The sequence below is a fragment of the Prosthecobacter fusiformis genome, from assembly GCF_004364345.1.
Classification (GTDB): Bacteria; Verrucomicrobiota; Verrucomicrobiia; order Verrucomicrobiales; family Verrucomicrobiaceae; genus Prosthecobacter; species Prosthecobacter fusiformis.
Genome location: NZ_SOCA01000004.1, coordinates 1 through 23,814, shown reverse-complemented (window position 1 = coordinate 23,814; position 23,814 = coordinate 1). Strand labels below are relative to the sequence as shown.

The window sequence follows — 23,814 nt, the reverse complement described above, 5'->3', positions numbered from 1 at the left end:
CCACCCACTGGTGCGGGAGGCGACGAGGGTCAGGCGAATTCGATGACGACGGCGGTGCAGTTGTCGCGGCCAGATTCGGCGACGGCGCGTTCGACGATCTTGAAGGCCTTGGGCTGCTCGCCAGGGGTGGCGAGGTATTCTTCGAGGCGATTATCCCAAAGGCCGTCCATGATGCCATCGCTACACAGGAGGAATTTATCCCCCGGATGGCAACTGACGGCACCGAAGTGGGGATTGAGGATCTGGTGACCGGCACCGAGGGCTTGGTTGAGCACGTTGCGACCGGGATGGTTGCGGGCCTGGCGCTCATTGAGCTCGCCTTTACGCCGCAGCCAGCCGACGTAGCTGTGATCATGCGTGACCTGCATCATGCCTCCGCCTTTGGGCAGGTAATAAATGCGGCTGTCGCCAATGTGGCCAAAGTGCATCCAGCCGGGGGAAAAGCAGGCGAGGCTGAGGGTGGCGCCCATGCCGGAGCATTCGGCATAGGAGCGGCCCATGCGGTTGAGCTCCGCATGGACGTGGCTGAAGATTTCTTCGAGCGCATCATTGACGCCGCTGGCGAGCTTTTGGGCTGCGAGGCGGTAAACTTTGGGCATGAGGCGGGTGATGCGCTCGACAGCGGTGCGGCTGGCAAATTCACCCGCATTGGCCCCGCCCATGCCATCGCTGACGGCGAAAACGAAATCGCTGTGGTCCAGGGTGGACTCGCCCACCTTGCCCAGGTAACGGATTTCCTGCGCATCGTAAGCCAGCGCGAGGAAGGCATCTTCGTTGTTTTTGCGGACGCGGCCGACGTGGGTCATGCCGGACCAGGATAGGGCGGTGGGGTGGCTATCGGGAGTCACAGGGTTGGGAGGCGGAGTCTGCAACGGAATGCGCTGGTTGGCAATGAATTGCGACGAAGGCCGAAAGGCCGATCACCAGCCGCGGGGTCCCTGTTCGTCTGGATCCGGCTCAGGCGGAGGGGGGCCGAGGTCGGGGTCGTCGAGAATGGTAGCGAACTCGAAATCAATGAGGCAAAAACGTCCCATCTGGGGGTTGTAGGTGACGTTGCGGGTGTAGGGATCCTCATGGCGGACGCCATACTGCTCAAGCTCAGCGAAGAGCAGGCGGAGGCGGTCCTCGGTGATGCGATCCACGCGGCTGCCGCAGTTGGAGGTGACCATGTGGAGGGTTTCAGGATCGGTTTCCAGGACCCTGGGCACAAATTTGCAGCCTTGCTTTTCCAAGTAACGGAGGACGCGGACTTCGTGCTCAAAACGGTGCTGGGCCATGTGGCCGCGGAAGGTCTTGTGGACGCGTCCATCGTAACCGAGGCGGACGAGGGCGCGGGCGGTGTTTTTAGCTTCCTGCATGAGGGTGAATTAACCACCCCTGGGACGCAGGGCAAGCCCGGGGTGACAGGTGAAATGAGACGTTATTTTTCAGTTCCATCAAAAAAATAACTTCTAATTTGGCATATCCGATGCTTCATCGCTTGAGGTGGCTGCAAGGAAGGTTTTTCTCCTCACTTCAGCCTCCATACATACAAGTTGAACTCCACAACCATGGCCAAATACAAACTCGAATACATCTGGCTCGACGGCTACAAGCCCGTGCCAAACCTCCGCGGTAAGACTCAGATCAAAGAATATGCGAGCTTCCCTGCTTTGGAAGAACTCCCGCTCTGGGGTTTCGACGGCAGCTCCACCCAACAGGCCGAAGGACGCAGCTCTGATTGCGTGCTCAAGCCTGTGGCCGTGTTTCCAGACACGACCCGTAAGAACGGCGTGCTGGTGATGTGCGAAGTCATGATGCCAGACGGCGTCACCCCGCATCCGACCAACGCCCGCGCCACCATCCTGGACGATCCAGGCGCATGGTTTGGTTTCGAGCAGGAATATTTCCTCTATCAGGATGGCCGTCCTCTGGGCTTCCCTGAAAACGGTTATCCAGCCCCTCAGGGTCCTTATTACACAGGCGTCGGCTTCAGCAATGTCGGTGACATCGCCCGCCAGATCGTCGAGGAGCACCTTGACCTCTGCCTGGACGCCGGCATCAACCACGAAGGCATCAATGCCGAAGTGGCCAAAGGCCAGTGGGAATTCCAGATCTTCGGTAAAGGCTCCAAGAAGTGCGCTGACCAGATGTGGGTCGCCCGCTACCTCCTGCAGAGGCTTTGCGAGAAGTATAGCGTTGACGTTGAGTACCATTGCAAGCCTCTCGGCGCGACCGATTGGAACGGCTCTGGCATGCACGCCAACTTCTCCACCGACTACCTCCGTGACGTGGGCGGCAAGGAATACTTCGAAGCCCTTATGGCTGCATTTGCCAAGAACCTCAACGAGCACATCGCCGTTTATGGTCCTGACAACCACATGCGCCTGACCGGTCTGCACGAAACGCAGTCGATCGACAAGTTCACCTACGGTATCGCTGACCGCGGTTCATCCGTCCGTGTTCCTCATAGCTTCGTGAACAACGGCTATAAGGGTTACCTGGAAGACCGCCGTCCGAACTCCCAAGGCGATCCCTACGCCATCGCTTCCCGCATCCTGGCGACCATCGCCGAAGTGCCGAAGCCATAATTGAGTTTCGACGACAGCTATCACTCTCCCCTGGAGCGCCGCCTGGAAACAGGCGGCGCTTTTTTTGTGGGGCGTGGGAGAGAAGGTAGAAAGATTTGGGGTAGAAAGATTATTTGGAGATATGGGGGTTTTGTGAGGAGGGGTGACTTTGCGCCTTGCGAGTGGCGTGCGGTCGGTTAAAAACAAGAGACATGGTGCGACTCACAGTTCTCGGCAGCGGCAGCTCAGGCAATTGTGCCGTGGTGTCCACGGGACGGACGACTTTGCTGATCGATGCGGGGCTGAGTGCAAAGCAAATCTGTGTGCGGCTGGAGGCTGCCGGATACTCGTTGGAGCAGATCGATGGCATCCTGCTGACGCATGAGCATCAAGATCATACCAACGGCCTGGAAGTGCTGAGCAGCCGCCGCACGTTGCCTCTTTACGCAACGGCGTTGACGCGAGAAACGCTGCAAGGCAGCCTGAAATTCCGCAAGGCCCCAACCTGGCGAATGATGACAACGGGGAGCGCTTTTGATTTCCAGGATCTGCGCATCGAATGCTTCCCCGTGCCGCATGATGCAGTGGACCCCATCGGCTTCGTCATTGCCGATGAGGAATCCCGGCTGGGGGTGCTCAGTGATGTGGGTTTTGTGACCAATCTGATCAAGGACCGGCTGAAAGGGGCGGACAGCCTGTTTGTGGAGGCCAATTACGATGCGCAACTGCTGGAGGCGGATACCAAACGCCCCTGGGCCACCAAACAGCGCATCAGTTCCCGCCATGGGCACTTGTCCAATGACCAGACCGCCGAACTCATTGAGAGCGTGGCACACAATGGCCTTCATCATGTGGTGCTGGGCCATTTGAGCGATGACTGCAATGATCCGGACCGGGCATCAAAGCGTGTCTTGGAATCCCTCCATCGAGCAGGAATTTATGATACCCAGGTCGTGTGTGCGGGACGTCGCTGTCTGACGCCGACCATGGAGGTAGCCCGACGGCGTGTCGTCATCAGCCTTAGCACGGCCATCGCCCCTGCCCCGCAGATGCAGCAGATGGCCTTTTTTTAAGCTCGTCATGATCAAACTCGAAGGCATTGGCTGGGAGGCACCCGGGGGATTCATCCTTCGTGACATCCATGTCGAAATACCCACGGGGATTTATGCGGTGCTGATGGGAGCCACGGGCTGTGGCAAGACGACGCTGCTGGAGATCCTTTGCGGACTTCGCGCGCCTGCGCAGGGCCGAGTTTGGCTGAATGACCAGGACGTGACCGCACTGGAGCCCAGGCATCGGCAGATCGGCTACCTGCCGCAGGATCTGGCACTGTTTCCAGAAATGTGCGTGCGCGACCAAATCGGCTTTGCCCCCAAACTGCAAAGATCCCTCCAGGTGAATACGATGGTGAACGAACTGGCGGAGGAACTGGGCATCACCCATCTACTGGACAGGTTGCCGGAGCATCTTTCAGGAGGCGAAAAACAACGTGTGGCTCTGGCCCGTGCGCTGGCAGCCCAGCCTAGGGTATTGCTGCTGGATGAACCCTTGTCCGCCCTGGATGAGGCGACCCATGCGGAAGCGGCACAGTTGCTGCGTCACCTGCATGAGAAGCACGCACTCACCGTGCTGCATGTCACGCATTCCAGCCGTGAGGCAGAGAGTCTGGCGCAAATGAAACTGCGCCTGCACGATGGGAAAATGCTGCTGGAGTGATCCCAAGAGCTGGCAAAGGAGGCGTGAAGCGTGCAGAGAAAGGCGAACGACAGCCCCCAACAATAAAACAGCCGGAGCTTTCGCTCCGGCTGCTTCGGTTTTGGGGGATTAAGTTTTTGACGAGATTAAGCGGCAGCTTTGACCTGCTCGTTCTTCTTCTCGATAGCTGCCTTCGCCTGGTTGGCGAGGGCTGCGAAGGCTGCTTCGTCCTTGATGGCGATATCGGACAGCACTTTGCGGTCGATTTCGATTCCGGCGAACTTCAGGCCTTCCATCAGGCGGCTGTAAGTGATGCCAACGTTACGCGCAGCGGCGTTGATACGTTGGATCCACAGGTTGCGGAAAGTACGCTTACGGACCTTACGGTCACGGTAGTTATACGTCATCGCCTTGCGGACAGCGTCCTTGGCGTAACGGAAATGGGTGGATCGGAACCCGCGGAAGCCCTTGGCTTTCGCGAGTGTGCGCTTGCGGCGTTTGCGGCTAGCGGGTGCGTTGGTGGCTCTTGGCATTTTCTATTTCTCTGAACAGGCTGTTGTTATGGATTCGATGACCGGCCTCACCTGATCTGAGGCTTTCACGTGAGTGAAACCAGACCGGAGCATCGTGGTCCCGCTAGGGGACCGTGGATTAACCGCGGTGCGAGAATGGCATATTTGCCAGCACACCTGCTTTATCCACTTCTGCCACGAGGGCGACTTTACCGAGGTTACGCTTACGTTTGCGGCTCTTGTTCTGCAAGATGTGGCGCTTGCCTTGTTTGCGGCGAAGCACCTTACCTGTTGCAGTTACTTTGAACCGTTTAGAGTAAGCTTTTCTCGTTTTTGCTATACCAGCGTTTTTGGACATAGGGGCCGCGAAGGTGGAGGCAAATGCGGATACGGCAAGAGTTTTTTACGGGAAGATGACAGAAAGAGGTGCAATGAGTCGCTTTTGTCAAAGATTTGCATTCAGGTTGCTAGCAACGCTGCTGCCTCTTAGGATTTGCCTCTCTTTTCTCCCGATCCCATGCTCATCAAGACGAAAGCCTATGCCCGCGCCGGTTTGGTGGGCAATCCTTCGGACGGCTACTTTGGCAAGACCATCTCGTTCATCATCCGTAACTTTGCGGCTGAGATCACCCTGTACGAGAGTCCCGAGCTGACCATCGAACCCAATCAGCGGGACCATTCGGTCTTTGGCAGCATTGAGGAACTGGCCCGCGACGTACGCCAAAATGGCTACTATGGCGGCATCCGGCTTCTGAAAGCGAGCGTGAAGCGCTTCTTCGATTACTGCACCAAGCAGGGCCTGGAACTGCATGGGCGCAATTTTACCCTGCGTTATCATAGCAATGTGCCGCCGCAGGTAGGCATGGCAGGCAGCAGCGCCATCATCACGGCCTGCTGGCGGGCGCTGATGCAGTTTTATAAAATCGATATTTCCACCCACCTCCTGCCCAGCCTGGTGCTGAGCGTGGAGAATGACGAGCTGTGCATCCCTGCGGGACTGCAGGACCGGGTCATCCAAGCCTATGAGGGGGTGGTGTTCATGGACTTTAACCGGGCATCCATCGAGAAACTGGGGCACGGCATCTATGAGGAGCTGGACCCCAGCCTGCTGCCCCCCGTTTATGTGGCCTATACCACTAAGCTGAGCGAGGGCACGGAGGTCTTCCACAATGACATCCGGGGCCGCTGGAACCGAGGCGACCGTGAAATCGTGAGTGCGATGTACCAATGGGCGAATCTGGCGCAGCGGGTGCGTGACATGCTGCTGGAAAAACGTGGGGACGAGATCGGCCCATTGCTGAATGAAAACTTCGACCTGCGTCGCCGTCTATACAAACTCAGCCAGGGTAATCTGGACATGGTGGAAGCTGCCCGGGACTGCGGAGCGAGCGCCAAATTCACCGGCAGCGGCGGTGCCATCGTGGGCACTTATGAAAATGAAGCGATGTTTCAGAAAATCCAGGCAGCGATGGAACCGATGAACGTGGCGGTGATCAAGCCGCAGATTTTGGCGGTAGCTTAGGCGAAGATTAAACGATGACCTGGACCGTGGCCCCTGCGGTCACGTGCTCATCCGGCTCCAGGCGCAAGAGAGCATTGGCTTGGCTGAGGGCAAAGAGGGCGTGGCTTTGCTGAAGCCCCATGACGGTGAAACGGCCGTCTTTGAAGACTCCCCGCAGGTAATGGGGACGGTTGCCATCGTTGTGAAGATCGGTGGCGCAGATGGCGGGGATGCGGGCAGGGTCGAGATCCCGCGCACCAGTCCATTTTAGCAGGGCCGTGCGGACAAAAAGCTGGTAAGTGATGTAGCTGGAAACGGGATTCCCCGGCAGGCCGAAGATGTATTTCCCCTCATGCTGGGCGAAGAGGAAAGGTTTTCCAGGTTTCACCTTCACCCGCCACAGGTCTGGGGTGATGCCCAGGGACTGAAGCGCGGGTTTGATGTGATCATGATCCCCCACGGAGACGCCGCCACTGAGGAGGATGACATCATGGGTGGAGAGAAGCTGCTCCAGGGTCTGAATGGTGGCAGGCAGATCATCCGCACAGTGTACGGCCACGGTATCATGAATCCCCTGCCCGGCCAGGAGCGCCTGGAGCATGAGGCCGTTGCTATTATAAATCTGCCCGGCTTCCAAAAGCTGGCCCGCGGGGACCAATTCATCCCCAGTGCTGAGAACGGCTACGCGGGGAGTGTCATGGACGAGGACACTGGCCAGGCCCTGGGAGGCGAGCACGCCGATACGACCTGGCGTAAGCGTTTCCCCACGACGCAAAACGATCTGCCCGGGACATAGATCTGCCCCTGCCCGGCGGATGTTTTCCCCAGCCACCACAGGCTCGCGACAGCGGATCACATCCCCAGTGCGTGAGACGTCCTCCTGCATGATCACGGCATCTGCCCCGGAGGGCATGGGAGCGCCGGTAAAAATACGGATGGCCTGCCCTGGGCCACAGTGCAAACCGAGGTCTTTTCCGGCGGGTTGCTCACCCGAGACACGAATAGCCGAGTCAGAATCTGTTGTCTCGCCTGCCCGAACCGCATAGCCGTCCATCATGGAGTTATCGAAGCCCGGCAGAGACACCGTGGCAAGGACGTCCGCAGCGGCATGACGGCCCAGAGCTTTTAACAAGGGCATGGCCACGGTGGGGCCGAGCCGGATGGCAGCGAGTACCCGGTCACGGGCTTCCGTTTCAGAGATCATTCGACTGCGGGCTCGAGTTCAGAGGAGGAAGGCGGAGTCAGAGGCAACGGGGCGATGGTGGGTAATAGGGGCTCCAAAAGGGTCTGCGGATCTGTCACCGGCTCCAGGGGGATAGGAGGGACAGGCTGTGGGACGAGTGTAGGCGGAGGCTCCGGCACCGGTGGAAAGGGCGTGTTCAGCGGAGCATCCCCGCTGGTGCGGTGGACGACGAGATTGGTCACCTGAGGCTGGCCGCTCTGAATATCGGCCGTCAGAAACCGCCCCTTGCGCTCCGGGGTCAGTTTCAGCCGGGATTCCTTGCCGGTGGCATCCACGGCGACAAGCTCCGTGCCGGCTTCGATCCGGGGCACCTGATCACAGCGGATGAGGACGTAGTTTTGCTCCGGATTGACCATGTCCACAATGCCGATGAGCGTCGTTTTAGGCCCGTTGGGTTTGGGTTTATCTTTCTTCTTAAAAAGGCCGCAGCCCGGCAGCGCCATGCTCAGAACCAGGAGAAAAAAGATGCATTTTGACTGCCTCATGGGGTGATCCTAAAGCAAGGCGGGCCAGAAAGCCAAGAGTGAGGATGAGTTTCCCCAAAATCTGTTCGCCACGCCAGCCACACACGCTAGCATTGAAGCGTGAGTTATCAGGTATTCGCCCGCAAGTATCGCCCCAAAACCTTTGCCGACGTGCTCGGCCAGGAGCACGTCGTCCGTACCCTGCGCAATGCCATCGCGCAGAACCGTCTGGCGCATGCCTATCTGTTCGTCGGCCCCCGTGGCACGGGCAAGACATCCACGGCACGCATCTTTGCCAAAGCGCTCAATTGCCCGAACGGGCCCAGCGTGGATTTCGACCCGGAGGACGAGCTTTGCAAAGAGATCGCCGAAGGGCGCAGCCTGGATGTGCTGGAGATCGACGGTGCCAGCAACAACGGCGTGGACCAGGTGCGCGATCTGCGGGAAAGCGTGAAATACGCGCCCTCCCGCTGCCGCTACAAGATCTACTACATTGATGAGGTGCACATGCTGTCCACCGCAGCCTTTAACGCGCTGCTGAAGACGCTGGAGGAGCCGCCGGATCATGTGAAATTCATCTTCGCCACCACGGAGGCGAACAAGATCCTGCCGACGATCATTAGTCGCTGCCAGCGCTTCGACCTGCGGCGTATCCCGAACACCATCATCGCCAAGCATTTGCTGCACATTGCGAATCTGGAAAAGGTGGACCTGGATGAGAAGGCGGCCTTTGCCATCGCCAAAGGGGCGGACGGTGGGATGCGTGATGCGCAGTCCATGCTGGACCAGCTCGTGGCCTTCTGTGGTAACACCATCCGCGAAGGGGATGTACTGGAAATCTTCGGCTTTACCGCTGTGCAGTCCGTCAGCCAGATGGTGCAGCACATCCTGGAAAGTGATACCGTCAATGCCCTGCGGCTGGTACATGACACCAGTGAGGCGGGCAAGGACCTGGGACGGATGCTGGGGGATCTGATCCAGCATTTCCGCACCCTTTTGGTCAGCCAGGCGGACCCGGATGCGGCAGCGGAAGATCTGGAGCCGGACATTGCCGACCAGGTGAGCATTCAATCCCAGATGGCAAGTACGGAGCAATTGCTGCGAATCGTGGACGGTCTGGCCGAGGTGGATGCGCGGATGCGCTGGGCGACGAACAAGCGCCTGCACTTCGAGCTGGGGGTGATCCAGGCGGTGCAGCACTACAATGAAATCAGCATCAGTGATGTGATCGAGGCGCTGGATGGAGGCGGAGCAGCCTCCCTGCCCCGGCCTGTGGCACGCCCACAGCCGACCCCAGTCCCACGCCGGGCAGCCCCAGCGACACTGCCCCCCGCAGAGCCGGTGAATGTGCCTGCGCCAGCCCCGAAAGCCGAAGTGGCACCCGCCGCTGTGGTGGAGGAAAAAAAGCCAGATCCGGCCCTCCTGAAGGAAGAGCCCGCACCGCCTGCCCCGGCACCTGAGCCTGCGCCAGAACCCGCTCCAGCGCCTGCTCCGACCCCACCGCCAGAGCCGGAACCTGCCCCTGTGGCAGCCCCTGCCCCGAAACCTGAACCTGCCCCCGCCCCGGTGGTGGCTGCCGCCCCCAAACCAGAACCCGCAGTGGCTGCGGTGCCTGCTCTGACGAATGAAGAATTCCGCCTGGAGCTGGTGAAAATGGTGCAGCATAAACGTCCGCTCGCGGTTTCCTGGCTGGAGCCGACGACGGTCATCTCCATGGCCCGAGGCATCATCAAACTGGGTTTCCCCTCCAGCGAAAGCCACGCCAAAGAAAGCCTGGACCGGGACAATCAACGCGCCTTTCTGGAAGGGCTGGCCAAGGAGATCCTGGGCGTGCCGATGAAATTTGAAATGCTGGTGGACCCAAGCCTGAAGCCACCGCCCGCAGCGGAGCTTTTCGCAGGGTTCGACCTCCAGCCTGCCCCAGCACCCGTGGCAACACCGAAGCCGGTCACTGAGCGAGTGCAGGTGGCGGAGCGTCCTCGCGAAGCTGAAGCCCCGGCAGCAACATCAGGAGCCGAAGCACCTGCTGCGCCCACGGCGGACAGCATCACGGAAGACTTTCAAAATGATCCGCTAATCAAAAGCGCGATCGAAAAATTCAAGCTCAAGCTGGCAGGCACCACGCCCCAGGCCTGAGACGAATAGACACACCTAACCAACGATACTTTTTAATTTACCATGAACATCCAGAAAATGATGAAACAGGTGCAGGAGATGCAGAGCCAGATGCAAAAGTCACAGGCCGCTCTCGCCACCCAGTCCTTTGAATCCACCGTAGCAGGCGGAAAGATCGTCGTCACTGCCAATGGCCATGGAGATATCCAGAGCATCAAGATCGCTAAAGAAGTGGTGGATCCTGAAGATGTGGACATGCTCCAGGACCTGCTCCTTTCCGCCGTGCAGCAGGTGCAAAAGAAGGTCAAGGACACCCAGGCAGCCGAGATGGGCAAGATGACCGGTGGCATGGGCCTGCCGCCTGGACTGGGATTCTAAAGATTAAGCGAGGGGCTGGGTGGAAAGCGGATGTAAAGCCGTCTGCCCAGCCCCTTTTACCGCCTAAAGGCGGGACTACAAAACGGGGAGATTACTGAGCGGAGCCGCCTTCATAGGCGACGCGCCAGATGCAATCTCCTGTGTCATCACTGACAAGCAGGGCACCATCCTTGGCAACGGTGACGCCGACTGGACGGCCCCAGACATCCCCATCAGCAGTGACGAAGCCGGTGAGAAAGTCCACATATTCGCCCGTGGCCTTGCCTTCTTTTGTGGGGATGTGGATGACCTTATAACCCGTGCGGCGTGTGCGGTTCCATGAGCCATGCTCAGAGGCGAAGGCGTTGTTGTGGTATTCTTCGGGGAACTGTTTGCCGTCATAGAAAGTCATATCGAGGGAGGCTGAATGAGCCTGTAAAATGACATCTGGGGTGAGCACTTTATCCTTCAACTCAGGCCGTGCGCCTGGATGACGAGGGTCCTGGTGACCGCCCATGTAATACCAGGGCCAGCCGTAGAAACCGCCCTCGGTGATGCGGGTCACATAATCCGGCACGAGGTTGTCCCCCAATTCATCGCGCTCATTCACGGAGGCCCAAAGGTCGCCCGTGACAGGATGAATAGCCAGGCCGACAGGATTGCGAACGCCCCAGGCAAAAACACGCTTGTCCTGCCCTTCGGGACCGGTTTCAAAGATTCGCGCACGGTCTTCCTCTTCCTTGGTCCAGTCCACATTCGACTTGGAGCCGATGGCGATGAAGAGCTTCTTGCCATCCTTCGAAAAAACGATGTCGCGTGTCCAGTGTCCGCCGCCGGTGAGCTGGCCACCTGCGGATAGCTCAACCAAGGGATCGGGTTTGCCTTCGGCCTTCGTCTGTCCATTGCGGTAGGGCATGCGTACGACGGCATCGGTATTGCCGATATAGATGTGCGTGGGCTCAGGGCCAGGAGGATAAAAGGCGATGCCAAAGGGTTGCTTCAAGCCATCGGCGAAGACTTCATTCAGCTCTGGTTTTCCATCACCATCCGCATCCCGGAGGATGGTGATCTGGTCAGATTTGCTTTCGGCGACAAAGATGTCTCCATTGGGTGCGGTGACAATGACACGCGGCTTTTTGAGGCCCGTGGCGAAGTGGGTGACTTTGAATCCCGCAGGTGCCTTCGGCCAAGCCCCTTCAGGCTGCTTCACTTCTTTGGGACGGTTCTTTGCGGACTCCTTTTCGTTAGGCGGAGGCAGATCCTCCACACGCAGGTGGCGGCGTACCCCTGGCGCATCCGTGGTCCAGTCTCCCATGGCTTCCTTGCCTGTGAGAACTTCTGTCTTTTCCTGGGACCAGGAGACCGTGGTGATGAGGGAAAGAGCGGACAGTGCTAAAAGAGAAATCGTTTTCATCAGCATGAATTCGTAAGAGGCTGTGAATCTGCGGGTGGCAGATGCTAAGGCGTGGACTTCACCGGTCTTCAAACACGCGCATAGTCAGCAGGCGTATCCAGGTCATTCGCACCCGCAGGGAAATCCACCCAGCCAACTTTTTCTGCATGAGCTTTCAAAAGAGACTTCGCCCCAGTATCTCCCTGCAAGCCGCGCAATTCCTCAAAGAAAGGTCGTGAAATGAACACCGGCGGACCCACGGTCTGCCCATAGCGGCAGGCTGCTAGAGGGTGGCCTGTGGAGATCAGGGCATTGATGAGAGCTGGGGAAATCTGAGGCTGATCACAAAGCAGGATGACCAGGCTATCCACCTCACTCCCGAGTGCATCCACGCCGGCACGGATGGATGAAGCCATGCCCTCCTGCCAGTGTGGATTATTCACAACCCGGACGGGTAGGTCCGCCACGGCCATAGCACAAACTTCTGCATGCGCCCCCAGTACGATCGCAACGGATGATACCTCAGACACCAGGGCGATGCGGGCTATGTGGACGATCAGAGGCTGTCCCTCAAAAGGCAGCAACTGCTTGGCCACACCCATGCGGGATGAGGCCCCGGCGGCCAGGATCACAGCGCCGCAGAGGTGCATAGGATGTGGTGGATAGGCCCCTGGCGGTCACGCAGAAAACCGGCGTGATGACGGCTCAGCACGGCCAGGATTTCTGCGGTGATGGATAGGGCGATCTGCTCAGGTTCTTCGGCCCCCAGATCCAGTCCGGCTGGGCTGTGAAAATGATTCAGACTGGCATCCTCGGGCTCCCAGCCTTCTGCGACCAGCGCATTCATCAGCTCCTGCTTGCGCTTGCGTGAACCCAGCAGCCCGACATAACCAACGGAGTGTGACAAAGCCCAACGAAGGGAGACAAAGTCACGGCCAAAGTGATGATTTTTGATGACAATCGCCGTGCGCTCATCCACCGCCAAAGTGCTGTCTTCTGGATGCTCCAACAAGATGCAATCCCAGCCCAGGGTCTTCGCCAGGTGCATTAAGGCTTCATTTCCGGGGCTGTCTCCGCAAACCACCAGCCGAACCGGAGGGAGGATGAGTTCCTCATGCCCACCGATGCCCATGTGGACTTCATCTTCAGGGTACGAACCGCGCTGGGAATGACCGGCTTCAAAGATGACCTTCACATGGGCCGGGCGACGGCTGGAAATGCAATCCGACAGATAACCCATGAAATCGTCTCCAGGCTCTATCTTCTCCACAAAGATCTCAATCGAGCCATGGCAGCCAAAACGGCGACGAGTATCAATGGAGAGCAAGGCGGGCTCTCCTGTTTCCATCACATGCAGGGCTCGCTGGGCGACTTCCTCCTCAATGCATCCGCCGCTGAGCGTGCCGACGGTGCGACCATCTGGCAGGATGAGCATGCGCGCACCGGTCTTGCGGTAGCTGGAGCCAGTGGTGCTGACGATGGTGGCCAAGCCCATGCTAGAGGTGCAGCGGGCATACTCTGCCAGGATGTCTCGCAGTTCCTTCATGGCATGATTAAATTGATGGTTAGGCCAAAGGCAGTGCCAGATCTGGAGCGACGGATCCGAGTGAGCATATGCTACTGATTTCGGATCATGGGAGCGAAGCGCGTGTACCGAAGAGCTGCGCTGGCGTGGGAGCAGCTTTTTCCAGCCCTGGTGAAGCATTCTGAGAAAAAATGCGTCTTCGTCATTTTTGACTTGTGTCATAAATTCAAATGAATAGTGTTCACTTGAACCTAATTCATCCCATGATTGCACTTCACCCTACCGTTTATGGCACCTTCACTCCTGAAGCCCAGGAAGCACGTGACCGCCTGAAAGCATGGCTCGACAGTCTGTCCCCACGTCAGCTCAGTCTGCTGCGTGCGGAGTTTCAGCATCCTGAGAAGCCCGGAGTCAAACCGATGACCCAGAAGGCACGTGCGGCCATTGAGGCCATCACAGGCTACTCCCCAGCCCGCCAGGCACCGACGGAGCGTCCTGACTGGGGTCTGGCCATTCGGGCACTACGCTAAGGCGCGGCGGAGATCCCGGCCAAAGCTCTTTTGAGGGCGCGGTGCGGCAGCAGGGTATTCCCGGACGCCATCCAGGCTGCCGTTTCGCTTATAGATCCGCAAAACAGCTCCAGCGCCATGCAGGTACTTGGCCACCATGGCCAGGGCGGCCATTTTGGGAGTATCGATGTAAACCTTGGTAGGCTCTGGGCTTCCTCGTTCGATCAATGCCCAGTCCTGGCCTTGGAGAATGAAATCATAAGTGTTCATGAGACAAAAAATATAAACACAGGGGTTTATAACCGTGTTCATCGCCTCTTCGTGAAAACTGACGGCGGTGGATGTATCTCTTTTGAAAAAGATGGGGACGACGTCATAAACGTGTCTTGATGTCATCATCGAGGATACGACTCTCTCATGAGCTGAGAGGAGCACCATCTTCATTTTCTGACGCTTACTTAGCGTTGTGAAGATGGTGCCCAGGGAGGGATTCGAACCCACGACCAATTGGTTAAGAGCCAACTGCTCTACCACTGAGCTACCTGGGCAAAAACTAACGTCCAAACGGTGGTGCGCGGGGAGGGATTCGAACCCTCGACCAATTGGTTAAAAGCCAACTGCTCTACCACTGAGCTACCCGCGCGGATGGGGCGGAGTACCTACCCTTTGCTGAGCATTGCGCAAGTATGAATTTACTCAAAACGGACTTTTTCCAACAATGGCTTCAAGCCCTGCTGCGGACGGTCCACCTGATAAGCTTTCCAACCACAGGATAGAGCCCCTGTGATGTCACATTTTTCATCATCGCCCACGTGCCAGCTCGTCTCTGCATTCGCCTGCATCAGGCGCAATGCAGTCGCAAACATGCGGGGGTGGGGCTTGGAGGCACCGACCTCGCTGGAAAGGATGACCTGCGCAAAGAAGCGGTCCAGACCATGCCCGGCCAGAATGGGGCGAAGACGACGATCAAAATTGGACAGGACACAGAGCTGATGATCCCTGGCTAGATCCGACAGCACAGGCAAAACATCATCATACACTATCCATGCCTGAGGCTTGGCAAAGTGGGCATACAGTTCATCAAACAGCGGATCCAGCCGGGATGCCTCCAAAGGGGCCTGCAAGGCTTCACTGAAGACATCCGCCACCAATCCGCGCCACCATGAGCGGTCATCATCAGGCGCGCATTGTCCCTCCGGCCAAAGGCGTACGGGTGAGCGCGCCCAGGCACTGCGGAAAGCGGGCTTCAGAGCGCTCTCGTCAACGTCTAGGCCATGCCGCCTGGCAAAGGCAGCATAGGTCCTGCCTACGGGCTCCTGCACCTGGATGAGCGTGCCTGCGGCATCAAAGGAAATCAGCGGACGGGACATAACGGGAAAGCAAGTTCAGTGGGATGACGAATAGCTACAAAAAAGCCCCGGTCAGTGTGACCGGGGCTGTTAAAGGTGACAAATCAGACCAGCATCAGCGCCGGGCTTTCGATGAGCTTGCGCATCTCTGCCAAGAAGGTGGCGGCGACGGCACCATCGACAACGCGGTGGTCACCACTGAGACCGACCCACATGCGCTGGCCGACCACGATCTGCCCCTTGTCATTGACGACGGGAGCATTGCGGATGCTGCCGATGGCCACGATGGCAGCCTGCGGCGGATTGATGATGGCCGCGAACTGGTCAATGCCGAAGGCTCCGAGGTTGGACACCGTGATGGTGCCACCGGCGAAGTCATCGGGGCTGAGCTTCTTGTTCTTGGCCTTGCCGGCGAGGTCCTTCACGCTCTGGCTGATTTCCAGAAGCGTCTTTTTCTCCGCCTGCTTGATCACCGGGGTGACCAGTCCGTCATCAATGGCGATGGCAACGCTGAGACCCACGGACTTGAATTTCACGATGGCATCACCATCCCAGGCGGCATTGATCGCTGGCTGGGCCTGCGCGGCGCGGATGACGGCTTTCAGAATGAAATCGTTGACGGTGTATTTGTTGCCACCAGACTTCTCATTGGAGGCATTGAGGTGCGCGCGGAATTCCATCAGCGGACCGGCATCCACTTCCATCTGGAGGTAGAAGTGTGGGATCTGCGTCTTCGAGGCCAGCAGGCGCTCCGCAATGATATTGCGCATGGAGCTTGTCGCCACACGCTCATCTTCCGGGCCATAGGTCGGGCGGATAGCCGGGGTGGCAGCAACACGGGAACCACCGGATGCACCGCCGACAGGAGCATTTTCCACATCGGCACGGACGATGCGTCCGCCAGGGCCGCTACCGTCCAGTGTGGTCAGATCCACACCGCGTTCATCGGCGATCTTTTTGGCCAATGGGGAGGCCTTTACCCGTGCATTGCCAGCAGCCGCACGGCGGGTCGGCTGAGGAGCGCTAGGAAGACGAGGGCCAGGAGCGGAAACGGCTTTTTTAGCTCCGCTGCCAGCGGCAGGTTTTTCAGGCTTCGGCGCAGGAGCCGAGGCAGCTTTGGCTTTGGCGATGAGTTCGTCCAGATTGGCCGGGGCTTCCTCGTCCTCTTCCAGGATGACAGCGATGGGGCTGTTCAGGGGCACCTTCAGGCCCGGCTCGATGATCAGCTTCAGCACGGTGCCTTCAAACGGGCTGGCGTATTCCATGGTGGCCTTGTCCGTTTCGACGTCGGCAATGGTCTGTCCCGTGGTGACCTTGTCGCCCTCTTTGACAGTCCATTTGGCGAGGGTCCCCTCGGTCATGGTGTCACTCAGTTTGGGCATTTCGATGATTTTGGGCATAGCAGGAAAAAAACGTTGGAAAGGATGAAGGAGCAGGAAAAAACTGGATCAGCAAATGGACAGCGCTTTAGCCACCACCACGTCTGCCGTTGGCAACTGGATGGCTTCCAGCGGCGGGCTGTAAATGGCCGGGGCGTCCAGGCTGTTCACCCGCAGGACGGGAGCGTCCAGTTCGTCAAAAATCTGGGCCTGGATGCTGTAGGCGATCTGTGCGCCGACTCCGCAGAAGGGCTTGCCTTCCTCCACATAAATGGCGCGGTGGGTCTTGGCCACAGAGTTCAGGATTGTTTCCTCGTCCAGCGGGCGGATGCTGCGCACGTCCACCACTTCAGCGCTGATGCCGTGTTCCTCTTCCAGGATCCGGGCAGCTTCCAGACAGGTGATCACCGCACGACCATGGGCGATGAGAGAAATGTCGGTGCCTTCACGCTTGATGTCGGCCAAGCCGAGCGGAATGAAAAGCTCGCCATTGGGCAGCTCATCATTGGAGGGCACTTCCCAGGACTCACCATAAAGAACGGTGCTTTCCATGAACATGACGGGGTCATTGTCCCGGATCGCCGCCTTCATGAGGCCTTTGGCATCATAAGCATTGCTAGGCACGACGCACTTCATCCCAGGAACGCTGGCCATGATGTTTTCCGGCGTATGACTGTGGGTCGCACCTACGCTGGTACCGCCGTTGGCCGGACCGCGGATGACGATAGGGCAGTTGATCTTGCCACCGGACATGTAACGGACCATGGCGGCGTTGTTGACGATCTGGTCCCAGGCCACGGTGTAAAAGCTCCAGAACATGAGCTCCATCACCGGGCGCACGCCGAGCATGGAAGCACCGACGCCCATGCCGATGAAACCAGCCTCACTGATGGGGGTATCGACGAGGCGTTTGTCGCCCCATTTGTCCCAGAGACCTTGGGTGACTTTGTAGGCGCCATTGTATTGGGCCACTTCTTCTCCCATCACGACCACCATCGGATCGCGGGCGATCTCTTCGTCGAGGGCTTCACGGATGGCGTCGCGGTAGGTGATTTTGCGGGGCATTGGGTCAGTAGGGGGAGAAAAATGGAAGCCAAGTAGTTCGGCGGCAGAAGCGCGGAGTCAAGAGCAGGAAAATGCCCAAACATTGACGATTTGCTCCACCGAAGGCCAGTATAAAACGAGAATTGCTTTGGCATTGCAACAAACCAACGGCCAACGCAACATGCAGGTTATGAATTTTCCCCCCATTTTCCACACTCTGTTTTTTTTGGCCCTGACGTCCGTTTTTACCGGACTCCATGCCCAGGAGCCGAAGGGAAGATGGACCCCGCCCCCTCTGAATGGCAGCCCCTGGAAACATGGCCCGACGGAGGTTTCCTTTCCAGCCATGCTGGGGGGATACCGTTTCGCCGGTCACTTTGACTATGCGGATGGAGGTGTCCTTCTCCGTTATGAAAACCTCCAGGAGCAGGCCCGGATGGATCTTTTTCTTTTTAAAACCAACGAAGCTCTCCCCACTGTCGATGACAAACACCGGCGGCTGTTAATGGAAATGGACATCGTGATCCAGGATTTTGAATCCATGGTCCAGCAGCGTCGTTATAAAAATCTGGTCATTGGCGAAGTCTTTGGCGGCGAGTTGGCCCTCTGGCAAAAGCAGTCCGTCCCCATCGCCAGCCGCACTTTCACCGCCACACGGCTGGGCATTTCCAATGAAGGCAGCGCCGAGGCCGCGGTGCGCCAGTGGGTGGGCGTCACCATTTTGGATGATTACCTCATCACCATCCGCCACATGCGCCCCGCAGCCACGGGGGATGCCGGGGAGGAATCCATGAAACGCATCGTCGGGCTGGTGTTTCAGCTTCTCAAAGATCCGGCTTTGCGCAGTCATATTCGTGAACTCGTGGATGCCTACCTGAAGGATCCCTTTTCAGAGCACGGCGTGCAGGCCTCTGGAGCCGTCCTGGCCTACTTGAAGCAGACCCCTTACTTCCCCATCAGCATTCCAGAAGTGCCGGTTTCTGACTGGCTAGCGCATTGCAAGGCCATCGCACCCGGCACGGAGGAGGACCTGCTGCGCGCCTTCATGCTGGGCAGCGCCAAGGCCGCCTTCGCCTCCGGTGATGCCGATACATGTCTCAAGGAAGGTTCACGGCAGTTTGCTAAAGTTTACCGCATCCTCGTCGCAAAACATCCCGGCATCAGCCGTCCCGAAATGGAAAGCTTCGCCACAGCCGCCGAAAATGGCGAAGGCCACCTATGGCTGAAAGATTATGAGCTGCGGAAGTAGAACCTGACTTTGGTCAGATGATCTCCTTTCATTGAAGCATTCCAAAGACTCCGGCTAGCTCTTCTCATCCCCCGCACCAATGGCGGGGTACGGTTTTAGGCACCTTGAGGGTTAGGCGTTTCAGGTGATGGCTCATTGCCAGCGAACATTGAGAAAAGCGTTTCGGCTCGCTTCTGAAAACTGCCGTATATTTCAGGGCTTGCCCGGAAAGACTGTTGATTGGCTGCCAGATGCTCAATGACGGGACGAATTTCCGACCAAAGTGGTCGAACGTTTGCTGGCTCCAATTGGAGTTTGTGCTCAATGAGGCCGAGGAAGCAACTCGCGCCATCGGAATCGCCAGTGCTGGCGTGGGACAGCAAGTAGGCGATATACGCGCGGAGATAATAACCGAAGACCCGACTTGGCATCCACATGAGATCCTCCTGGTAGCAAATAGCGTTCTCTTCAAATAAGAGCACTGACTCCTCAACGGTCTTTCCGTTGAAGTCCCCGAAGGCATAAGCAACGTCCAAGTCCCATGGCTCGCTGTGCCAGTCCTCTAATGTAGGTATTGTCTGCGCACTCGAATTGGATGGGGCTTCACTCACGGGAGACGCTAGACTAGAAGGTTAATAAGAGGAATAGTTCGTTGGTTCATCATACGTTGACACGAATGGCCTAACACTCTGGACCTAACGACAGCGCCGATGACACGACAGATGCCATACGGGCCGCTAGCAATGAATTTTTTCCAGAAAGCATCAGAAAGCGAAACGGAGTGGGGTTAGGAAGCGTTGATCTGATCTCATCCATGAAACCGCTTTTGTTCCTCCTGCTGATTTCCTGCCCTGCCCTGGCCGCAACCCTGAAGGGGCCGCTGGAGACCATCCGGGCGGTGGCGAAAGAAGGCGCGGGCAATGAGCAGGCGACGGCGGCTTGGCAGGAACTGACGCAGGCGGACCCTGCTACCTTGCCGGAAGTGCTCGCAGGGATGAATGGGGCGAATCCACTGGCGGAAAACTGGCTGCGGGCGGCGATTGGGGTCATCGCGGATCAGGCCATCGCGGCGAAAAAGCTGCCGGTGGCGGGAGTGAAAGCCTTCCTCCAAGACACTCAGAACAGCCCGACGGCCCGTGTGGTCGCCTTTGACATCCTGCAGCGCGGGGAGCCGGAGCTGGCGGAAAAACTGACGCCGGGTTTGCTGGAAGATCCCAGCAGTGAACTGCGCAGGCATCCGGTGGCCAAGCTACTGGAGGCAGGGGATGAAGCCCTGGCCCAGGAAAAAAAGGAGGCTGCCGTGGCTGCCTACCAGCAGGCGATGAACAGCGCCCGCGACGAGGACCAGATCAAGGACTTGGCCAAAAAACTCAAGGCGCTGGACAAGCCTGTGGACCTGCCCAAGCACTTCGGTTTCATCATGAACTGGAAGCTCATCGCCCCCTTCACCAATGTGGAGCGCAAAGGCTTCGACACAGAGTTCCCACCGGAAAAGGAGGTCAAGCTGGATGCAGTGTATCCAGGCAAAAATGTTGATGCAAAGTGGACCGATTTCACCAGCCAGGATGAGTATGGCATGATCGATTTTAACAAACCTTTCACTATGCTCAAGGAGGTGACCGGCTATGCTTACAGTGAGTTTGATTCCACCGAAGAACGCGATGCACAAATCCGGTTAGGCTGCAAAAACGGCTGGAAGGTCTGGCTGAATGGTGAACTGCTCTTCGCCCGTGATGAATACCACCGCGGCGCCAAGCTGGACCAGTACAAACTTCCCGTTAGGCTCAAGAAGGGCAAAAACGCCATCCTTGTCAAATGCTGCCAGAATGAGCAGACGGAGCAGTGGACCGTGGAATGGCAGTTCCAGCTCCGTGTCTGTGACGCCACGGGAACGGCCATCGTGGTGAATGCAAAAAACTGACCGCTCGCGCTCCTTTTCAAACTGAACCGCTTCCCCAACCCATCCCCTGCCCCAACCATGAAACTCCGCCATCTTCTTCCACTCCTGGCCATCGGCCTTCTTTCCACCACCCAGGCCGAGGATTTTACCCCGGAGCCTGGTTTCATCAGCCTTTTCAATGGCAAGGATCTCAGCGGCTGGTGCTTCCGTGAAAAGACCAAAAAAGACAATCCGAATCCGGGAACGATTTTGGAGAAGTTTGACGGTAAGACGGAGGCCGGGGATGTGGGCCGCTACTTTGCGAAAGACGGAATTCTGACCGTCAGTTTTCCCAATGAAATGGACAAGCTCACGGGGCAGTTTTACACGGTCCAGGAGTTCCCAAAGAACTTCATCCTGAAGATGGAATTCCGCGCGGGAGTAAATGCAGACAGTGGCATTTTCATCCGCAAGCCGCAGCTCCAGTGCCGCGACTATCTGGTCGCCGGTCCCGATGCCTATAAAACGCTGAAAAATTACAAACCCCAAGATTGGAACCAGATCGAGGTCACGGTGAAGGATGGAGTGGCGCTCTGCACCTGCAATGGCGAGGTCCTGGAAGCCGCCCTGGCCCTGCCAGCGACCGGCCCCATCGGCGTGGAGGGGGATCGCGGCCAGATGGAGTATCGCCATATCCAGATTAAAGAACAGCCTTAACTGCCGGTCATTGATCAGGCTCGCCATTTATGAAAGGTTTCATCATGATCATCCTGGAGCTGTTTGAGCCGCCGGACGGCGGGCCATACACCCAGTTTTTCATGGGTCGCCTCATACCGGGCGTGATCAGTCTGTATGTCCTGATCGCCATCCTTATCGTCAAGACTGCCCTGCCAATAAAGAGCTTGCCGACAATCGGCGGGCTGCCCGGGGTGCTTGTCGCCTTCATGTATCTGGGCGTGGCGGGCCTACTGCACTTTCACTTCACTGGGGCTGGGGTTTGTCTCATGAGCGCTGGCATCTCTGTGTCCGCGCCAAGTGGGCATCCTTTAGCCTGATCCTCCTCAGTTTTTTAGGCCTCGTTACTTTCCATCCCTGACCCTATTTTTCTCACTCACCCCATACTTATGAAGCCTTCTCTCGCTGCCCTCAGCCTCCTGCTATTAGTAGGATTATTCGACAAGGGTTCCGCCGCCGACTGGCCACAATTTCGCGGGCCAAATGCCTCTGCGGTTTCCACCGAAGCCGCACCCGGTCCGAATCTGGAAGTGGCCTGGAGCGTGGACCTGCCGGGGCGTGGGCTCAGCAGTCCGATTCTCATTGGGGACAAGGTTTTCCTGACCTGTGCCAGCGGGCCGGACCAGTCCAACCTGCACGTCTTTTGCTTCAGCACAGCGGATGGCAAAAAGCTGTGGGAGCGTGTGATGAAGGCCACAGGCCGCACGATGTCGCATAATAAAACGAATGTCGCTGCGGCCACGATGTGCAGCGATGGGGAACGGGTCTTCGCCTTGTATTCATCAAATGATCTCTTCGCTTTCGATCTCGCCGGCAATCTGCTTTGGCTGCGTGGCCTAACTTATGATTATGCCAATGCCAGCAACAGCCTGGGCATGTCATCCTCCCCGGTGGTGGTGGACGAGACGCTGATCGTGCAGAGCGAAAATGACAGCGAATCCCTGGCTGTCGGCATAAACGTGGTCACGGGAAAAAACCGCTGGAAAATGGAGCGTCCCAAATCAGCCAACTGGACCAGCGCCGTCGTCTATCAAGACGTGGTGGCACTGCAATCCAGCAAAGGCCTCACCGGCATCCGCCCGCGCACGGGCGAGGTCATCTGGGACTATACGGATGGAGCCTCCACCATCCCGAGTTCCGCCGTCACCCAGACGGCTATTTATGTGCCATCCAACGGCGTCACGGCCCTGGCTCCGGAGAAAGGCGCAGCCTCGCAACTCTGGCGGGCATCCGGCCTGAAACCTGGCACCGGCAGCCCGCTGGTGCTGGGTGAATCCATTTATGTGCTGAACAATACGGGCGTGCTCATTCAGGCCAGCATCGCGAACGGAGATGAAGCGTGGAAACTGCGCCTGAAAGGCCCCATCAGCGGATCCCCCGTGGCCGCTGGCAAATACATTTACATCGCCAGCGAGCGCGGTGATTTCCAGGTGGTGGACACGACGGCTAAGGAAGGTGAGGTGGTCCACACCGTAGAACTGAAAGACACCATCCTGAGCACACCCGCCATCAGTGATGGAGCGGTGTACATCCGCAGTGACAAAAAGCTGTGGAAGCTGAAGTGAGATTCCCCAGATGAGGCTGGGTATGTGAGACAATTTCGCTGCCCGAAGCCTTGCCTCAAGTCACGCAACCAAGGGACCACAACGGCACGTCGATCCGATGTACAAGTATGTACTATCTCATCGCACTGCTTCTACTGGTCTTGTGGATCTTGGGCTGGTTCTTCTTTAAACTGCTGGGAGCTGCCATCCACCTCCTACTGGTGCTAGCAGTCATTGTCGTGGTAGCGCGGTTTTTAAAGCAGCGCCGTCCCCGCATCAAGGCCAGCCGGGAGCCCGATGCGTCCGGGGAAAACGAGCCGCCGAATTGAAGCGTGGCTGCCCGCACCAGCGGGTGGACGAAGGGTCTTTAGCATTCGAAGTTTTCTCTTCCTTCGACACCCCCAATCCTCCACGCCCTGGCGGGCGCAGCTACACCACGTAGCTGCCCGCGCCAGAGACTGTGTCAAAACCCTTGAAGGGGCATTTTTGATGGGGCAACAGTTGTCATGAGCTACCTTCAAGGAGATGACCGCAGTCAGGCCTGGATGCTGCCGCAAAGCCTTGAGGACTACCTCAGCGAAGACAACCCCGTGCGCTTCATCGACGCCTTCGTTGATGAACTGGACTTCCGGCAGGCGAAGCTTCCTGTGGAGGCGGCGGCCACCGGTCGGCCAGGCTATGCACCGGGAGACCTGCTCAAGCTTTACCTCTACGGCTACCTCAACCGCGTGCGTTCCAGCCGCGAACTGGAACGCCTGACTCACCGCAACCTCGAAGTCATCTGGCTGCTCAA

Annotated in this window: 28 protein-coding genes and 2 tRNA genes; 14 read left to right on the top strand and 16 right to left on the bottom strand. The window is 57.9% G+C overall.

The window, feature by feature from the left end:
* Window positions 1-29 precede the first annotated feature (29 nt).
* Window positions 30-806, bottom strand: a complete 777-nt coding sequence (locus EI77_RS12845; RefSeq protein ID WP_133795899.1) for a PP2C family protein-serine/threonine phosphatase — start codon at window positions 804-806, stop codon at window positions 30-32.
* A gap of 114 nt (window positions 807-920) precedes the next feature.
* Window positions 921-1,358 carry a BUD32 family EKC/KEOPS complex subunit gene (locus EI77_RS12840; protein ID WP_133795690.1) on the bottom strand — a complete coding sequence of 146 codons (438 nt, stop codon included), beginning with the start codon at window positions 1,356-1,358 and terminating at the stop codon, window positions 921-923.
* Window positions 1,359-1,550: 192 nt separating this feature from the next.
* Between EI77_RS12840 and EI77_RS12835 the strand changes: the two genes are divergently transcribed.
* From EI77_RS12835 to EI77_RS12825, 3 genes are all read left to right on the top strand, one after another.
* Window positions 1,551-2,570, top strand: coding sequence for a glutamine synthetase beta-grasp domain-containing protein (locus tag EI77_RS12835; RefSeq protein WP_133795689.1), 1,020 nt, complete (start codon window positions 1,551-1,553; stop codon window positions 2,568-2,570).
* A gap of 191 nt (window positions 2,571-2,761) precedes the next feature.
* Window positions 2,762-3,622: an MBL fold metallo-hydrolase gene (locus tag EI77_RS12830; RefSeq protein WP_133795688.1), complete on the top strand. Its 861-nt coding sequence runs from the start codon at window positions 2,762-2,764 to the stop codon at window positions 3,620-3,622.
* A 7-nt stretch (window positions 3,623-3,629) separates the two neighbouring features.
* Entirely contained in the window at window positions 3,630-4,265 is a 636-nt protein-coding gene (locus tag EI77_RS12825) for an ABC transporter ATP-binding protein (protein WP_133795687.1), read from the top strand.
* Window positions 4,266-4,390: 125 nt separating this feature from the next.
* Here the strand turns inward: EI77_RS12825 and rplT are convergent, their stop codons facing one another.
* A complete protein-coding gene (rplT, locus tag EI77_RS12820) occupies window positions 4,391-4,777 on the bottom strand; it encodes a 50S ribosomal protein L20 (RefSeq protein WP_133795686.1) in 387 nt (128 codons plus the stop codon).
* Between the two features lie 118 nt (window positions 4,778-4,895).
* A complete protein-coding gene (gene rpmI / locus EI77_RS12815) occupies window positions 4,896-5,114 on the bottom strand; it encodes a 50S ribosomal protein L35 (RefSeq protein ID WP_133795685.1) in 219 nt (72 codons plus the stop codon).
* Between the two features lie 159 nt (window positions 5,115-5,273).
* Between rpmI and EI77_RS12810 the strand changes: the two genes are divergently transcribed.
* The gene (locus EI77_RS12810) at window positions 5,274-6,278 is read left to right on the top strand and encodes a mevalonate kinase family protein (protein WP_133795684.1); all 1,005 of its coding nucleotides are present in this window, start codon (window positions 5,274-5,276) and stop codon (window positions 6,276-6,278) included.
* A gap of 7 nt (window positions 6,279-6,285) precedes the next feature.
* Here the strand turns inward: EI77_RS12810 and EI77_RS12805 are convergent, their stop codons facing one another.
* Window positions 6,286-7,461 carry a molybdopterin molybdotransferase MoeA gene (locus EI77_RS12805; RefSeq protein WP_133795683.1) on the bottom strand — a complete coding sequence of 392 codons (1,176 nt, stop codon included), beginning with the start codon at window positions 7,459-7,461 and terminating at the stop codon, window positions 6,286-6,288.
* On the bottom strand, window positions 7,458-7,943 hold the full coding sequence (locus EI77_RS12800; RefSeq protein ID WP_133795682.1) for a hypothetical protein: 486 nt from the start codon (window positions 7,941-7,943) through the stop codon (window positions 7,458-7,460). Before EI77_RS12800 ends, EI77_RS12805 begins: the two co-directional genes overlap by 4 nt.
* Before the next feature lie 141 nt (window positions 7,944-8,084).
* Here EI77_RS12800 and dnaX point away from each other — a divergent pair, with 141 nt between their 5' ends.
* Window positions 8,085-10,100, top strand: a complete 2,016-nt coding sequence (dnaX, locus tag EI77_RS12795; protein ID WP_133795681.1) for a DNA polymerase III subunit gamma/tau — start codon at window positions 8,085-8,087, stop codon at window positions 10,098-10,100.
* A gap of 42 nt (window positions 10,101-10,142) precedes the next feature.
* The gene (locus tag EI77_RS12790) at window positions 10,143-10,457 is read left to right on the top strand and encodes a YbaB/EbfC family nucleoid-associated protein (protein WP_133795680.1); all 315 of its coding nucleotides are present in this window, start codon (window positions 10,143-10,145) and stop codon (window positions 10,455-10,457) included.
* A gap of 91 nt (window positions 10,458-10,548) precedes the next feature.
* Here EI77_RS12790 and EI77_RS12785 read toward each other — a convergent pair whose 3' ends face one another.
* The 3 genes from EI77_RS12785 to EI77_RS12775 all read right to left on the bottom strand — a co-directional run bounded on the left by EI77_RS12785 (window position 10,549) and on the right by EI77_RS12775 (window position 13,375).
* The gene (locus EI77_RS12785) at window positions 10,549-11,850 is read right to left on the bottom strand and encodes a PQQ-dependent sugar dehydrogenase (protein ID WP_243838842.1); all 1,302 of its coding nucleotides are present in this window, start codon (window positions 11,848-11,850) and stop codon (window positions 10,549-10,551) included.
* 68 nt (window positions 11,851-11,918) lie between these two features.
* Complete coding sequence (locus EI77_RS12780; RefSeq protein WP_133795678.1) at window positions 11,919-12,479, bottom strand: nucleotidyltransferase family protein; 561 nt, start codon at window positions 12,477-12,479, stop codon at window positions 11,919-11,921.
* Window positions 12,458-13,375 carry an XdhC family protein gene (locus tag EI77_RS12775; protein WP_166647223.1) on the bottom strand — a complete coding sequence of 306 codons (918 nt, stop codon included), beginning with the start codon at window positions 13,373-13,375 and terminating at the stop codon, window positions 12,458-12,460. The genes EI77_RS12780 and EI77_RS12775 overlap by 22 nt, the downstream gene beginning before the upstream one ends.
* 242 nt (window positions 13,376-13,617) lie before the next feature.
* Here EI77_RS12775 and EI77_RS12770 point away from each other — a divergent pair, with 242 nt between their 5' ends.
* The gene (locus EI77_RS12770; RefSeq protein WP_133795676.1) at window positions 13,618-13,884 is read left to right on the top strand and encodes a hypothetical protein; all 267 of its coding nucleotides are present in this window, start codon (window positions 13,618-13,620) and stop codon (window positions 13,882-13,884) included.
* On the opposite strand, the gene EI77_RS12765 is transcribed toward EI77_RS12770, so the two are convergent.
* From EI77_RS12765 to EI77_RS12740, 6 genes are all read right to left on the bottom strand, one after another.
* On the bottom strand, window positions 13,876-14,133 hold the full coding sequence (locus tag EI77_RS12765; protein ID WP_133795675.1) for a hypothetical protein: 258 nt from the start codon (window positions 14,131-14,133) through the stop codon (window positions 13,876-13,878). The two genes, EI77_RS12770 and EI77_RS12765, sit on opposite strands and share 9 nt — an antisense overlap.
* Window positions 14,134-14,336: 203 nt before the next feature.
* A tRNA-Lys gene (locus tag EI77_RS12760) sits at window positions 14,337-14,411 on the bottom strand.
* A 20-nt stretch (window positions 14,412-14,431) separates the two neighbouring features.
* Window positions 14,432-14,506 (bottom strand) — tRNA-Lys (locus EI77_RS12755).
* Window positions 14,507-14,555: 49 nt separating this feature from the next.
* Complete coding sequence (locus EI77_RS12750; RefSeq protein ID WP_133795674.1) at window positions 14,556-15,233, bottom strand: HAD-IA family hydrolase; 678 nt, start codon at window positions 15,231-15,233, stop codon at window positions 14,556-14,558.
* Between the two features lie 83 nt (window positions 15,234-15,316).
* Window positions 15,317-16,612, bottom strand: coding sequence for a pyruvate dehydrogenase complex dihydrolipoamide acetyltransferase (locus tag EI77_RS12745; protein ID WP_133795673.1), 1,296 nt, complete (start codon window positions 16,610-16,612; stop codon window positions 15,317-15,319).
* Window positions 16,613-16,660: 48 nt separating this feature from the next.
* Window positions 16,661-17,656, bottom strand: a complete 996-nt coding sequence (locus EI77_RS12740) for an alpha-ketoacid dehydrogenase subunit beta (protein WP_133795672.1) — start codon at window positions 17,654-17,656, stop codon at window positions 16,661-16,663.
* A 169-nt stretch (window positions 17,657-17,825) separates the two neighbouring features.
* On the opposite strand from EI77_RS12740, the gene EI77_RS12735 reads away from it, so the two are divergent.
* Window positions 17,826-18,884 carry a hypothetical protein gene (locus tag EI77_RS12735; RefSeq protein WP_133795671.1) on the top strand — a complete coding sequence of 353 codons (1,059 nt, stop codon included), beginning with the start codon at window positions 17,826-17,828 and terminating at the stop codon, window positions 18,882-18,884.
* Between the two features lie 95 nt (window positions 18,885-18,979).
* Here EI77_RS12735 and EI77_RS12730 read toward each other — a convergent pair whose 3' ends face one another.
* On the bottom strand, window positions 18,980-19,474 hold the full coding sequence (locus EI77_RS12730; RefSeq protein WP_133795670.1) for a hypothetical protein: 495 nt from the start codon (window positions 19,472-19,474) through the stop codon (window positions 18,980-18,982).
* Between the two features lie 203 nt (window positions 19,475-19,677).
* On the opposite strand from EI77_RS12730, the gene EI77_RS12725 reads away from it, so the two are divergent.
* The 6 genes from EI77_RS12725 to EI77_RS12700 all read left to right on the top strand — a co-directional run.
* The gene (locus EI77_RS12725; RefSeq protein WP_133795669.1) at window positions 19,678-20,784 is read left to right on the top strand and encodes a YfgM family protein; all 1,107 of its coding nucleotides are present in this window, start codon (window positions 19,678-19,680) and stop codon (window positions 20,782-20,784) included.
* Window positions 20,785-20,841: 57 nt separating this feature from the next.
* Window positions 20,842-21,459, top strand: a complete 618-nt coding sequence (locus EI77_RS12720) for a 3-keto-disaccharide hydrolase (protein WP_133795668.1) — start codon at window positions 20,842-20,844, stop codon at window positions 21,457-21,459.
* A 29-nt stretch (window positions 21,460-21,488) separates the two neighbouring features.
* Window positions 21,489-21,797, top strand: coding sequence for a hypothetical protein (locus tag EI77_RS12715; protein WP_133795667.1), 309 nt, complete (start codon window positions 21,489-21,491; stop codon window positions 21,795-21,797).
* A 69-nt stretch (window positions 21,798-21,866) separates the two neighbouring features.
* Window positions 21,867-23,042, top strand: a complete 1,176-nt coding sequence (locus EI77_RS12710) for an outer membrane protein assembly factor BamB family protein (RefSeq protein WP_133795666.1) — start codon at window positions 21,867-21,869, stop codon at window positions 23,040-23,042.
* Window positions 23,043-23,149: 107 nt separating this feature from the next.
* Complete coding sequence (locus EI77_RS12705; RefSeq protein ID WP_133795665.1) at window positions 23,150-23,350, top strand: lmo0937 family membrane protein; 201 nt, start codon at window positions 23,150-23,152, stop codon at window positions 23,348-23,350.
* A gap of 177 nt (window positions 23,351-23,527) precedes the next feature.
* On the top strand, window positions 23,528-23,814 hold a 287-nt coding region (locus tag EI77_RS12700; RefSeq protein ID WP_133795664.1), incomplete at its 3' end, for a transposase.